8 protein-coding genes are annotated in these 13,124 nt (G+C 58.2%); 5 read left to right on the plus strand and 3 right to left on the minus strand.

Going from position 1 to position 13,124, the window contains the following annotated elements; all coding sequences use genetic code 11:
- Window positions 1–67: 67 nt before the first annotated feature.
- Both CK486_RS01105 and CK486_RS01110 read left to right on the plus strand, forming a co-directional pair.
- A complete protein-coding gene (locus tag CK486_RS01105; RefSeq protein WP_009686142.1) occupies window positions 68–316 on the plus strand; it encodes a DUF2933 domain-containing protein in 249 nt (82 codons plus the stop codon).
- 5 nt (window positions 317–321) lie between these two features.
- The gene (locus CK486_RS01110; RefSeq protein WP_095938458.1) at window positions 322–2,691 is read left to right on the plus strand and encodes a heavy metal translocating P-type ATPase; all 2,370 of its coding nucleotides are present in this window, start codon (window positions 322–324) and stop codon (window positions 2,689–2,691) included.
- Between the two features lie 139 nt (window positions 2,692–2,830).
- Here the strand turns inward: CK486_RS01110 and CK486_RS01115 are convergent, their stop codons facing one another.
- The 3 genes from CK486_RS01115 to CK486_RS01125 form a co-directional block, all read right to left on the minus strand.
- Window positions 2,831–4,165, minus strand: coding sequence for an OprD family porin (locus CK486_RS01115; RefSeq protein ID WP_021703182.1), 1,335 nt, complete (start codon window positions 4,163–4,165; stop codon window positions 2,831–2,833).
- Between the two features lie 65 nt (window positions 4,166–4,230).
- A complete protein-coding gene (locus CK486_RS01120; protein WP_090432324.1) occupies window positions 4,231–5,676 on the minus strand; it encodes a heavy metal sensor histidine kinase in 1,446 nt (481 codons plus the stop codon).
- Window positions 5,673–6,347 (minus strand): heavy metal response regulator transcription factor, encoded by a 675-nt coding sequence (locus CK486_RS01125; RefSeq protein WP_021703097.1) that lies wholly within the window; start codon window positions 6,345–6,347, stop codon window positions 5,673–5,675. The genes CK486_RS01120 and CK486_RS01125 overlap by 4 nt, the downstream gene beginning before the upstream one ends.
- Before the next feature lie 538 nt (window positions 6,348–6,885).
- Between CK486_RS01125 and CK486_RS01130 the strand changes: the two genes are divergently transcribed.
- The 3 genes from CK486_RS01130 to CK486_RS01145 all read left to right on the plus strand — a co-directional run bounded on the left by CK486_RS01130 (window position 6,886) and on the right by CK486_RS01145 (window position 12,934).
- Window positions 6,886–8,094, plus strand: coding sequence for a TolC family protein (locus CK486_RS01130; RefSeq protein ID WP_256574354.1), 1,209 nt, complete (start codon window positions 6,886–6,888; stop codon window positions 8,092–8,094).
- A gap of 371 nt (window positions 8,095–8,465) precedes the next feature.
- On the plus strand, window positions 8,466–9,719 hold the full coding sequence (locus tag CK486_RS01140; protein ID WP_095938460.1) for an efflux RND transporter periplasmic adaptor subunit: 1,254 nt from the start codon (window positions 8,466–8,468) through the stop codon (window positions 9,717–9,719).
- Between the two features lie 23 nt (window positions 9,720–9,742).
- Window positions 9,743–12,934: a CusA/CzcA family heavy metal efflux RND transporter gene (locus CK486_RS01145; RefSeq protein WP_095938461.1), complete on the plus strand. Its 3,192-nt coding sequence runs from the start codon at window positions 9,743–9,745 to the stop codon at window positions 12,932–12,934.
- The last annotated feature ends 190 nt before the right edge of the window (window positions 12,935–13,124 follow it).

The raw sequence follows: 13,124 nt of genomic DNA on the forward strand, positions 1-13,124 counted from the left end.
CGCGTCAACTCTGCCTGGCTAGAGCAACCTATGCTGATTCTATGGTCATTGAACCGAGGCTATTGTCATGGATCACACGCACCACACTGGCACTACGGAACCACCTTTTTGGAAGAGCAAGATTGGCATCGCACTGATCATGCTGGCCGTAATCGGCATCTTCTATGTCGCGCGCGAGCATTACGGTCATCTTTCGCAGGCTTTGCCATACCTCATCCTGCTGCTATGCCCGCTGATGCATCTGTTTGGCCACAATCATGGCGGGCACTCCCACTCCAGCGGAGCCGCAGTTTCCAAGGACGAGGATAGGAAGTAACTCGAATGCAAAAGACCTCCTGCCATCATGACCAGGGCCATGCACATCACTCGCACGGCCATCCAGAGAGCCCACGCGATCCGGTGTGTGGCATGGAGGTCAAATCTGATAGTCCTTACCAGGAGAACTTTGAGGGAAGGGCCTATCGGTTCTGCAGTACAAAATGCCAGGAGAAGTTCCAGGCAGCCCCTCATCAGTACATGAGCCATCAATCGCATGCCGGGCACCACCAGCATGCCGCTCGGCCAGAGTACTCAACTCAGGCAGGACTGGGGGCTGAATACACCTGCCCGATGCATCCCGAGATTCGCCAACCGAGCCCTGGCAACTGCCCGATCTGTGGGATGACGCTCGAACCCGTCATTCCAGAGCTGGAGGACGAAGAAAATCCGGAGCTGAAAGACTTTTCGCGACGGTTCTGGTGGACCCTGCCATTGACCGTCATCGTGACCGTGCTGGCGATGGCTGGTCATTCCTTGCAGCTGTTCCATGGAACATCCCAGAACTGGGTTGAGCTGGTTCTGGCAACGCCCGTGACGCTTTGGGGTGGCTGGGTATTTTTCACTCGCGGAATAGACTCCATCCGGCAACGCAGCCCTAATATGTGGACCCTGATCGGATTAGGAACTGCAGCCGCCTACCTCTACAGCGTGGCAGCCACCCTGGTGCCGCAGTGGTTCCCGGCGGCCTTCGTTCAGGATGGACGCATCGGCGTCTACTTCGAGGCCGCCGCGGTGATCATCTCGCTCACGCTGTTGGGCCAGATGCTCGAACTCAAAGCCCGCTCGCAGACCTCTGCCGCCATTAAGTCACTGCTGGGATTGGCCCCCAAGACTGCCCGGCGCATCAGGCCTGACGGCCAGGAAGAAGATATTCCGCTGACCCACGTCCATCAGGGTGACCACTTGCGTGTCCGGCCGGGCGAAAAAGTCCCGGTGGATGGCACCGTGCTGGAGGGCGAGAGCGCTGTCGACGAGTCGATGCTCACCGGCGAGCCGGTGCCCGTCACCAAGCGGGCAGGGGATACCCTCATCGGTGCCACCCTGAACACCCACGGCAGCCTGGTGATGGAAGCGCAGAAGGTGGGCGCCGAAACCATGTTGTCGCAGATCGTCCAGATGGTGGCTAAGGCCCAGCGTTCCAAGGCGCCCATGCAGCGTATGGCCGATGCCGTGGCAGGGTATTTCGTGGTGGGGGTGATCCTGATCGCGATCCTGACATTTTTTGGCTGGGGGGTGTTCGGGCCGGAATCAGGTTGGGTATTTGGCCTGATCAACGCTGTGGCCGTACTGATCATTGCCTGCCCATGCGCCCTGGGCTTGGCAACGCCGATGTCGGTCATGGTCGCGACCGGCAAGGCCGCCAGCAGCGGTGTGTTGTTCCGCGATGCCAGCGCTATCGAGAACCTCTGCAAAATCGACACCTTGATCGTCGACAAGACCGGGACACTGACGCAGGGGCGGCCGGCCTTTCATAGTGCAGAGGGAACCGGGCCGTTCGACTCGGTCGAGGTTCTGCGCTTGGCCGCAAGCCTGGACCAGGGCAGCGAGCATCCGCTGGCGCATGCCATTGTCGATCATGCGCGTGAACAGGGTCTTGCCCTGGTGAAACCGGAGACCTTCGAATCTGGCTCAGGTATTGGTGTACGCGGACAGGTCGATGGCCATCAACTGCAGCTTGGGAACACAGCGTTGATGGAGGAGGCGGGCGTCGATATTACTCCGCTGCGTAACCGTGCAGAGCAACTGCGCCTGGAGGGCATCAGCATCATCTATCTGGCCGTCGATGGTCGCCTGGCGGGTCTCCTGGCCGTTTCCGATCCAATCAAACCGACCTCCCAACAGGCTGTTGCTCAACTCCAGAACGCTGACGTGAAGGTCATCATGGCCACTGGCGATGGCCTCACCACAGCAAGAGCCGTGGCGAAGCAGTTAGGCATCGAGGAGGTGCATGGCGAGGTGAAACCGCAGGACAAGGAGAAATTAGTCGCCGAACTGCAGAGCTATGGCCGGCGTGTTGCCATGGCGGGCGACGGCATCAACGATGCGCCGGCCTTGGCCAGGGCCGACGTAGGCATCGCTATGGGCACGGGCACCGACGTGGCGATGAACAGCGCCCAGGTGACCCTGGTCAAGGGAGACCTGATGGGCATCCTGCGGGCGCGCACCTTGTCGGTGGCCACGGTGAAGAACATGAGGCAGAACCTTGCCTTTGCATTCCTCTACAACGCGATGGGAATCCCGCTAGCGGCCGGGCTGCTGTATCCGCTGACAGGACATCTTCTGTCGCCCTTGATCGCTGCGCTGGCGATGAGTGTCAGCTCCGCGTCCGTGGTGTTTAACGCCTTACGGCTGCGGCAGTCACGGATCGATTAGACCTTGCGGTAGCTAACATCGTTTGCCTCGGTCGACGAAGGGCAAGCTGACGCCATTTCATCGTAGGGGCATTCCCCATCGCCCACGACATAGCAATCTAAGAGCCTCGCCATCAGGCGAGGCTCCTCTTGGGGCTAGCTCAGAGTATCGGCAGGCTGTAGCTGACGATCAGGCGGTTCTCGTCCTGGTCGGCGGCGCTGGTGTTGCCACGCAGGCTGGCGTTACGCCAGGAGAAACCGAGGCCTTTGAGGGCACCGTCCTGAAGCACGTAGTCGAGGCGGAAGTCGCGTTCCCATTCCTTCTTCTCGCCGTCGGCCGAATCGATGTTGTCGCCGGATAGATAGGTGACAGTGGCCTTCAGACCTGGTACGCCGGCCTTGGTGAAGTCGTAGCCGTACTCGGCCAGCCAGGTGCGCTCGCCGGCACTGGCGAACTTGCCGATCTGCCGGTCGGTGATCAGGTAGGCGGTGGCGCCGTCGCCCTGGTTCAGGTAGGGGAAGTTGCTGTCGCCGGAGACTTCCTGGTAGCCGGCGCTCAGCCCGTGGCCGCCGAGGCTGTAGGTGAACAGGGCGCTCCAGGTGTCGTTGTCCACTTCGCCCTTGGTGATCGCCTTGCCGGCCGCGTTCAGACCGTAGTAGCCAGTGCTGGCATAGCCTTTGGCCACCCCGGCGGCGCTGTCGTTCTTGCCGTCGGCGTCGCTCTTGAAGTAGCGCAGGTCGGATTTCAGCGCGCCCGGGCCGATGGCCAGGCTGTGGGTCAGGCCGAGGAAGTGCTGGCGGTAGAACTCGTTCAGCTCGCCGTAGTAGTACTGCGCCAGCAGGTCCTTGCCGATCTTGTAGTCGCCACCGGCGTAGTAGAACTTGTTGCTGAACTGGCCGGTCTTGGCGTTGTTGGCTCCGGAGATGGACAGGCCTTCGTTGTTGCTCGAACTGCGCCCCTTGGCGTGTTCCAGCTGGCCGCCGACCAGGGTCAGGTTGTCGATCTCGGCTGAAGTGATCTGGCCACCCTCGAAGGTCTGCGGTAGCAGGCGACCGTCGCTGAAGGTGACCACCGGCAGCTTGGGCTGCAGGGTACCGATGCGTGCCTCGGTCTTCGACAGACGCACCTTGCCGGTCAGCCCCAGGCTGCCGAAGTTGTCCACCGCGCGACCGTTCTCGTCGGTGGGGAACACGGTGCCGCCGTATTTGCTGGAGTCGGGGTTGTAATGGCGACCCTTGCCGGAATCCAGCTTGACGCCGAGCAGGCCGAGAGCGTCGACGCCGAAGCCGACGGTCCCCTCGGTGTAGCCGGAGATGTAGTTGAACTGGAAGCCCTGACCCCATTCTTCCTGGGTGGCGCCGTCCGCGTTGCGGGTGTCCTGGTTGATGTAGAAATTGCGCAGGCCGAGGCTGGCCTTGCTGTCTTCGATGAAGCCGGCGGCGTATACATGCTGGCTCAAAAGTCCCAGTGCTAGGGAGGCACTTATTTTTTTCATGGTGATGCTCCGGGGTAAAGGCGGCTCAGCCGTATGTGAGATCACAGCGGCTAAGGCGATAGAAGTCAGCTCAGCTGTCTTCTCTGCTTTCCGATTCCGGCACGCACCAGGCTCGTTGGAGTTTCTGGCGCGCGAGGGAACAACAATCGGAAAACGGTGTAGTTGCCCGGCACGCTGGACACATCGACGGTGCCTTGGTGCAGGCTCATGATGGAGCGCACGATGGCCAATCCCAGGCCCGTGCCTCCCTCTGCTCGGGATCTACTGGTATCTACTCTGTAGAAGCGCTCGAACAGATGAGGAATGTGCTGGGCTGGGATACCAATCCCTGGATTGCCAACAGACAGCGAGACCGTCTCATGCTGCTTTTCAATCAGCAGCGAGATGCTGCTGTTGCGGGGGCTGTGACGTATGGCGTTCGACAAGAGGTTCGAGACGGCCCTTTGGATCATCAATCGATCACCGAAGGTGTGGCCTGCCCCACTGATGTCTATCGCAATCTGCTTTTCCTCGGCGGAGATAGAGAAGAGGTCTACAACTCGCCGTGCTTCGTCGTCTAAATCAATTCGCTCGAAAGGCACCAACGAAGCGGGGTGACTTACCTGAGCGAGGAAGAGCATGTCCGAGACAATGCGTGTCACGCGCCCAAGCTCCTCGGTACAGCATTCAAGGACCGCCTTGTACTCTTCTGGTGGACGCTCTCGTGAAAGCGTTACTTGAGCCTTACCCATCAGATTGCTGATGGGGGAACGTAGCTCGTGGGCCAGGTCGTCAGAAAACTGCGAGAGCTGTTGAACGCCACTGTCCAGGCGATGGAGCATGAAGTTGATGCCGTGTGCCAGCTCGCTTAGCTCTTGAGGCAGTCGATCTATTGGTATGCGATGGGTCAGGTCCTGAGTGGAAACCTGTGACGCTATTTTTCTGAACTGGCGCAGCGGTGACAATCCGCGTTGGACAATCCACCAAGCTCCAACGCCAATGAAGAGCAGAAGAAAAGGCAAGGCGATCATGGTGGATCGCAGGTACGCCGTTAGCAGTGCGTCGTCTGCAGAGCGATCTATAGAGAGCTGGATCGTGACTTCATTGCCATCTTTCAAGCGCACATGCTTCGAGGCCGTCAGAAAACTGTGCTTGGTGCTATCCAGCCATTCGTGGAAGAAAACGCCCACGGCGCCTTCAGAATGCAGTTTCGGAGCGTTCGACCTGTTGCTAACGCTCAGCAGCTTCTTCCCTTCAGGCCCTCGCTCATAGATGGCAAGTTGTAGGTTGTCGTGGCCTACAACAAGGTCGAGCAGTCCATGCGGTTGCTTGGCGATGTCGGCACTCGATATCGAATCTTCTTTGAGTCGGTGCTGGATCTGCTCAAGCTTGCCGTTCAGGCTGCTTCGGGCCAGCGAGGCCAGCTCGTGCGTCAGCGAGAAGTAAGCAAGGGCGGCCAGGAGCACCACCAATGCGGCTCCCATCAGGGCGACAGATAGCCCTAATCGCATGGAGAGGCTGGCAGGTTTCATTCCCGCTCCTCGAGTACATAACCAACCCCTCTGAGGGTATGGATGAGCTTCCTTTCAAAGGCGTCATCGATTTTGGCGCGCAAGCGGCGGATGGAGACTTCGACCACATTGGTGTCGCAATCGAAGTTCATGTCCCACACCAACGAAATGATCTGAGTGCGTGAAAGCACCTCACCCGAACGCCTCATCAACAAGTGCAGCAGCGCAAACTCTTTGGTCGTCAGGTCTATCCGTTGCTCACCGCGGAAGGCTCGATGTCTGGCAGGGTCCAGCTCTAGGTCTGCTACACGTAGAGTTTCTGGTGCCGGAGCCTGCTCGCTGCGACGCAGAAGGGTGCGAACTCGGGCCAGCAGCTCAGGAAACTCAAAGGGCTTCACCAAGTAGTCATCCGCACCTAGGTCCAGGCCCTTGATCTTGTCTGCCAGCCTTCCTCTGGCGGTGAGCATCATGACCCTTGTGTTGTTATCACGGCGAAGGTTTTCTAATACGCCCCAGCCATCTATCTCTGGAAGGTTTACATCCAGAATGACCAAGTCGTAAGTGTGTTGGCGCACAAGATGAAGACCATCTAATCCAGTAGAGGCCTTGTCGACTACATAGCCACTCTCGGTCAGTCCTTGATGCAGATATTCGGCAGTTTTGGGCTCGTCCTCGATAACTAGGATTCGCATATTAAATTTACCCAGGCAGGCGGCATATTGTTGTTTATTGGGCCGCGTAAAGTTTCATAAATTAATAATGACGTGGCATGAAGAGGCTTTTAGCGCACGATAGGAGTAGACAATCCTAAAGCCTGTAGCGGCTACAGGGTCAATGCGCAAGCCTTGCTGTGACTGGCATTGCGACAAGCTGTCACATTTAGCGAGTATTTCAGGCAGATTTCCCTGGTGGGGTTACTGATTTCCCTAAAGGTTCCTTCGCTGACGCTATATTTGTATCAGCATGTAACTTCACAGGACTCTCTGATGGGGGCATCTTAATCCAGCGAAATAGCCTGTAGGCCTTGATTACATATTTGTAATTTTCCAGTCACCTTGGCGATATGAACTGATATCTAAATTCTGCGGCTAACTCATTTCCTGTCTTCATCAGCTGACCGCTACTGCCGGGTCGAGCCGTTTTAGTCAGGGATGATCATTGGTTGCGGAGGATTAACCCTTGCTCTCTTGCGATGGTGGTGTTGCAGGTTTTTATCGGAAGTTGCTTCCGGTGTTACTGGTGTCCCTATGGGTGGTTGGCCGGCCAGCAGTCGCTGCGTCCTCGGAGCTGTCGCTGGCTGAAGCATTGCGCCAGGCGCAAGACAACAGTCCGACTCTCTCGGCTGCGAGCCGATTGGTAGACATCTCTTTGGGCGAGCGGCAGCAAGCCGGCCTGCTGCCAAACCCAGAGCTGTCATGGGAGGTGGAAGACACCCGCAGCAACACGCGGACCACTACCACCCAGATTACGCAGCCGATTGAGCTTGGGGGAAAGCGAGGGGCACGCATCGAGCTAGCGGAGAAGGGGCAGAGTGCGGCATCGGTCGAGCTAGAGCGCAGCCAGAATGAGCTGCGCGCCGATGTCATCCAGTCGTTCTACGACAACCTGCAAGCAAGGATGCGCGTCGAGCTGGCGGAGCAATCTCTCGCGCTGGCTGAGCGAGGAGTTCAGGGGGCCGAGGGGCGAGTCAAGGCGGGCAAGGTTTCACCAGTTGAGCTAACTCGGGCCCAGGTGCAGCTCTCTGAGGTCCGACTTGAGCTACGTCGAGCTCAACGGGATCAGGCTAGAGCCCATTCTCGACTGCAGGCTGTCATCGGTGGCAACGCAGACATCAGGGTTGTTGGGAGTGCGACCAGCATCCCAGAACCGCCAACAGTCAATCAGCTGTGGTCTGCCTTGGAGACAACCGCAGAAATGCGCCTAGCCCGGCTGTCTGTGGATCAGCAAGAGGCTTCATTCGAGCTGGAAAAGACCCAGCGCATTCCAGACCTGAATGTGAGCCTGGGCAGCCAATACAGCGCTGAAGATCGGGAGCGAGTCAACGTAGTTGGCCTATCGATGCCGATCCCTCTCTTCAATCGTAACCAGGGCAACATTCTCTCCGCTGCACGTCGCGCCGACCAAGCCCGCGACCTGCGCAACGCGACCGAGCTACGCCTCAGGGCAGATGTAGAGCAAGCCATGGATCAGTGGGTCGTTGCGAAGGAGGAGATCAACTCGTTCGACCAGACGATTCTCCCATCGGCCAAGAGCGCTGTTGATAGCGCTACCCGCGGATTTGAGATGGGCAAATTCGCTTTTCTCGATGTGCTGGATGCTCAGCGCACGTTGATTAGTGCCCGCACGCAGTATGTCGACGCCCTGGCCTCAGCCACCGCGGCATGGGTGCAGTTAGAGCGCGTGTATGGCGATGTATCAGCCATCCCCGCTGCACGTTGAGCCGCTGAGTTTCTACCGACCTTCTTGGTGACCCGCATCTGGAGTGCGGGTCGCTGCATTTCCTTTAGGAGTTGCTTATGAGCAAAAAATTACCCCTCGTACTCGCGATCATTGCAGGCATAGGGCTTGTTAGCGGCGGAGTACTCCTCATGGATAAGGAGAAAGGCCAGAGATCTGATGGGCATGCCGAGACAAGCAGCCATCAGGACACAGAGCACCATGGTGAAGAAGCGAAGCCGGGGCACGGCGATGCTGGTGATCACGGGGATACCGAGCATCACGCCCGCGGCCCTAACGGTGGAACGCTGTTCACTCAAGATAGTTTCAGCGCTGAGCTAGTTGCACCGGAGAGTGCAGATGGAAGTACTCCCATGTCGTTGTATCTAGCGCAGGGAGGGCAGCAGATTCTGCCTGGCGACAACACTCGGGTGTCCATGGAGATCAGGCGACCTTCAGGGGAAGTGAATACCCTTCGGTTCGAGCCAAAGGGTAACGCCTTCGTCAGTGCAACAGGTATCGCCGAGCCGCACTACTTTGAGGCTCGCATCCTGATTGAGCGAGTAGGAAGGGCTTACCGTTTCAGCTACTCCAAAGAGGAAGGCCTCATCGAGCTCAGCAACGAGCAAATCGATGCCGCTGGAGTCCAGTTGGCTAAGGCTGCTGCTGGAGTGATGAGCGCTACTATCACCCTCCCCGGTGAGATTCGCTTCGATGAGGACCATACAGCTCACGTGGTTCCTCGAACGGCCGGTGTCGTGGAAAGCGTCAAGGTCAACTTGGGCGAGTCTGTTAAGAAGGGCCAACTCCTGGCAGTCATCGCAAGCCAGCAAATATCCGATCAGCGCAGTGAGTTTGCTGCGGCCCAGCGCAAAGTCGAGCTGGCCCGCACAACCTTTGAGCGGGAGCAGCAACTGTGGAAGGAGAAGATTTCTGCAGAGCAGGATTATCTGCAGGCTCGCCAGTCGCTACAGGAAGCAGAGATTGCTCTTGGTAATGCCCGCCAGAAAATGGGGGCCCTGGGCGAAAACGTCGCTCTTGCAGGCGGTAACCGCTACGAGCTGAGAGCCCCGTTCGATGGCATTGTGGTGGAGAAGCACCTAGTACTTGGCGAGGTCGTGAACGAGGCGAGCAATGCCTTCACCATCTCAGATCTCAGCCGTGTCTGGGCAACCTTCAGTGTTGCACCTCGGGACTTGGGCAAGATTCAGGTCGGCAAGCCGGTCAAGATCAGTGCCCCGGAGCTGGAGGCTGAGGTTGTAGGCAACGTTTCGTACGTGGGTAACTTGCTTGGCGAGCAGACACGCACGGCGACTGCCCGCGCCACTCTCGAAAATCCAAATGGCGCATGGCGCCCAGGCCTCTTCGTATCCGTCGCGTTGTCAGCCGACTCCCGCCAGGCCAACGTCACCGTTCCAGTCCAGGCAATTCAGACCATCGAAGAGAAACCCACGGTTTTCGTTCGCGTGGACGATGGATTCGTGGCGCTTCCCGTGGTGCTAGGCGCCCGTAGCGAAGGGGCTGTGGAAATTACCCAAGGCTTGGCCGCCGGAGCGCAGGTAGCGACAGAAGGGAGCTTCATCCTCAAGTCCGAGCTGGGCAAAGGCTCCGCCGACCACGCCCACTGACCTGCCATTGACGGGAAATTCGTATGTTCGAACGCATAATTCAGTTCGCTATCGAGCAGCGCATCATCGTGATGCTTGCCGTACTGGCGATGGCTGGCTTAGGTATTGCCAGCTACCAGAAGCTCCCCATAGACGCTGTCCCTGATATCACCAACGTTCAGGTACAGATCAATACCGCAGCAGCAGGCTTCTCACCTCTAGAAACCGAGCAGCGCATTACCTTTCCGATCGAGACGGCCATGGCCGGCTTACCGCACCTCAAACAGACCAGGTCGCTATCGCGCTCTGGTTTGTCGCAGGTGACCGTAATCTTCGAAGACGGCACGGATCTCTACTTTGCCCGCCAGCTCGTCAATGAGCGCCTGCAGGTTGCCCGCGAACAACTGCCAGAAGGAGCAGAGGCAATCATGGGCCCAATCTCGACAGGATTGGGTGAGATCTTCTTGTGGACGGTCGAGGCTAGAGAGGGGGCGTTGAAGGAGGACGGCACGCCATACACGCCCACCGACCTGCGGGTAATCCAGGATTGGATCATCAAACCTCAGCTGCGCAATGTTCCAGGCGTGGCCGAGATCAACACCATCGGTGGCTTCGCGAAGGAATACCAGATCGCCCCGGACCCCAAGCGTTTGGCCGCTTATAAGCTCACCTTGGGAGACCTGGTCACTGCGCTTGAACGCAACAATGCCAACGTTGGTGCCGGTTATATCGAGCGCAGTGGCGAGCAGCTGCTGATTCGGGCTCCCGGTCAGGTCGCCACTGCAGCGGACATCGCCAACATTGTCATTAGCAACGTCGACGGGACCTCCATTCGGGTCAGCCATATTGCGGATGTGCAGATTGGCCGAGAGTTGCGTACTGGCGCTGCCACCGAGAACGGTCGCGAAGTTGTGCTCGGCACGGTGTTCATGCTCATTGGCGAGAACAGCCGCAGCGTCTCGCAGGCAGTTGCCGCCAAGCTGGAGCAAATCAATCGATCGCTCCCTGATGGGGTAGTAGCCATCGCGGTCTACGACCGAACCGATCTGGTGGACAAGGCCATCGCCACGGTTAAGAAAAACCTCATCGAGGGCGCGATCCTGGTAATCGCCATCCTCTTCCTGTTCCTCGGCAATATTCGTGCAGCGATCATCACCGCGATGGTGATCCCGCTGTCGATGCTCTTCACCTTCACTGGCATGTTCACCTACAAGGTGAGCGCTAACCTGATGAGCCTCGGTGCTTTGGACTTCGGCATCATCGTTGACGGCGCGGTGGTCATTGTCGAGAACGCCATTCGCCGGTTGGCTCATGCACAACAGCACCATGGCCGGATGCTTACCCGCTCCGAACGCTTGCATGAAGTGTTTGCCGCCTCACGAGAGGCGCGCAGAGCCCTGATCTTCGGCCAACTGATCATCATGGTGGTCTACCTTCCGATCTTTGCGCTGACAGGGGTTGAAGGGAAGATGTTCCACCCCATGGCGTTCACTGTGGTGATTGCTCTGTTGGGAGCGATGATTCTTTCCGTGACCTTCGTTCCAGCTGCGATTGCGCTCTTCATCACCGGCAAGGTCAAAGAGGAAGAGAACTTCGTTATGCGTGCCGCCCGCAAAGGCTACGAGCCGGTACTGGGCTGGGTCATGGGCAACCGAACCGCAGTATTTACCGGTGCAGTTACCTTGGTGGTGTTGTCCGGTGTATTGGCAGGTCGCATGGGCAGCGAGTTCATCCCTAGCCTCAGCGAGGGGGACTTTGCTTTGCAGGCGTTGCGGGTACCAGGAACTAGCCTGACGCAGTCGGTGGAGATGCAGGCGCGCTTGGAAAAGAGACTGGTAGAGAAAGTGCCGGAGATCGAGAGGGTATTTGCCCGGACCGGTACCGCTGAGATCGCCTCTGACCCAATGCCGCCGAATATCTCGGATGCCTACGTCATGCTCAAGCCCAAGGACCAGTGGCCTGATCCGGACAAGTCGCGAGAAGAGTTGATAGCTGACCTGCAGCGTGTGAGTGCGGAAGTTCCAGGTAGCAACTACGAGCTTTCTCAACCCATCCAGTTGCGCTTCAACGAGCTGATTTCAGGTGTGCGCAGTGACGTCGCGGTGAAGGTGTTTGGTGACGATATGGGTGTGCTCAACAGCACTGCTGCTGAGATTGCGGAAACCTTGGAGAAAGTAGAGGGCGCTTCCGAGGTAAAGGTGGAGCAAACCACTGGGCTGCCCGTGCTGACCATCAACATTGATCGTGACAAGGCTGCTCGCTTTGGCCTGAACGTAGGCGATGTTCAAGACACTATCGCTTTCGCGGTGGGAGGCCAGCGTGCAGGCACCTTGTTCGATGGCGACCGCCGCTTTGACATGGTGGTGCGGCTCTCGGATCGGCTGCGTACGGATATCGAGGGCCTTTCCCGCCTGCTGATTCCTGTTCCTGCGCTATCAGGCGGAGCGGCAGAACAGATATCGTTCATCTCACTATCTGAAGTCGCCAGCCTCGACCTGGTACTTGGCCCCAACCAAGTCAGCCGTGAGAACGGCAAACGCCTGGTGGTGGTCAGTGCCAACGTGCGGGGACGGGATATCGGATCCTTTGTTCAAGAGGCCAGCGATCGCCTGCTGCAGGATGTGAAGGTTCCGGCTGGATATTGGACCACCTGGGGTGGCCAGTTTGAGCAGCTGCAGTCAGCAGCCAAGCGGCTTCAGATCGTAGTCCCGGTCGCTCTGCTCTTGGTCTTCACCTTGCTATTCATGATGTTCAATAACGTCAAGGATGGCCTAGTGGTGTTCACAGGCATTCCCTTCGCGTTGACTGGTGGTGTACTCGCCCTTTGGCTGCGAGATATTCCCCTGTCCATCTCGGCTGGCGTCGGCTTCATTGCCTTGTCGGGCGTCGCGGTTCTGAACGGCTTGGTGATGATTTCCTTTATCCGTAATCTGCGCGAGGAAGGAAAGACGCTGCACGAGGCAATCATTGAAGGCGCTCTGACTCGCTTGCGGCCGGTCTTGATGACAGCGTTGGTGGCGTCGCTGGGTTTTGTGCCAATGGCGCTGGCGACAGGTACCGGGGCCGAAGTGCAGCGACCTCTGGCATCAGTCGTCATCGGAGGGATCCTATCCTCCACGACCCTCACGCTCTTGGTACTGCCGGTGCTATATCAGTGGGTACACCGGCGGGATGAGGAAGAGGAAGAGGATTCTGAGTCGGAAACCGATGGAGATGTAGCCTTGCACAAGGGCTGACGTTACTCGAATGAACCAGGTGGTCCGTACCCCAGAGAGTATCGGACCATCACATGGTCAACCCACCTTCGCTTTCGCAATCTCATCGAGAGCCATTTTGCGCAGGACTTCTGGGCCGAACTCCTGCAGCGGCTAGCCGTTCACGAAGAGCGCGGGCGGACCTGAAACACCGATCCCTGATACAGCCTGC

The sequence above is a fragment of the Pseudomonas sp. HAR-UPW-AIA-41 genome (genome assembly GCF_002304225.1).
Lineage (GTDB): Bacteria > Pseudomonadota > Gammaproteobacteria > Pseudomonadales > Pseudomonadaceae > Aquipseudomonas.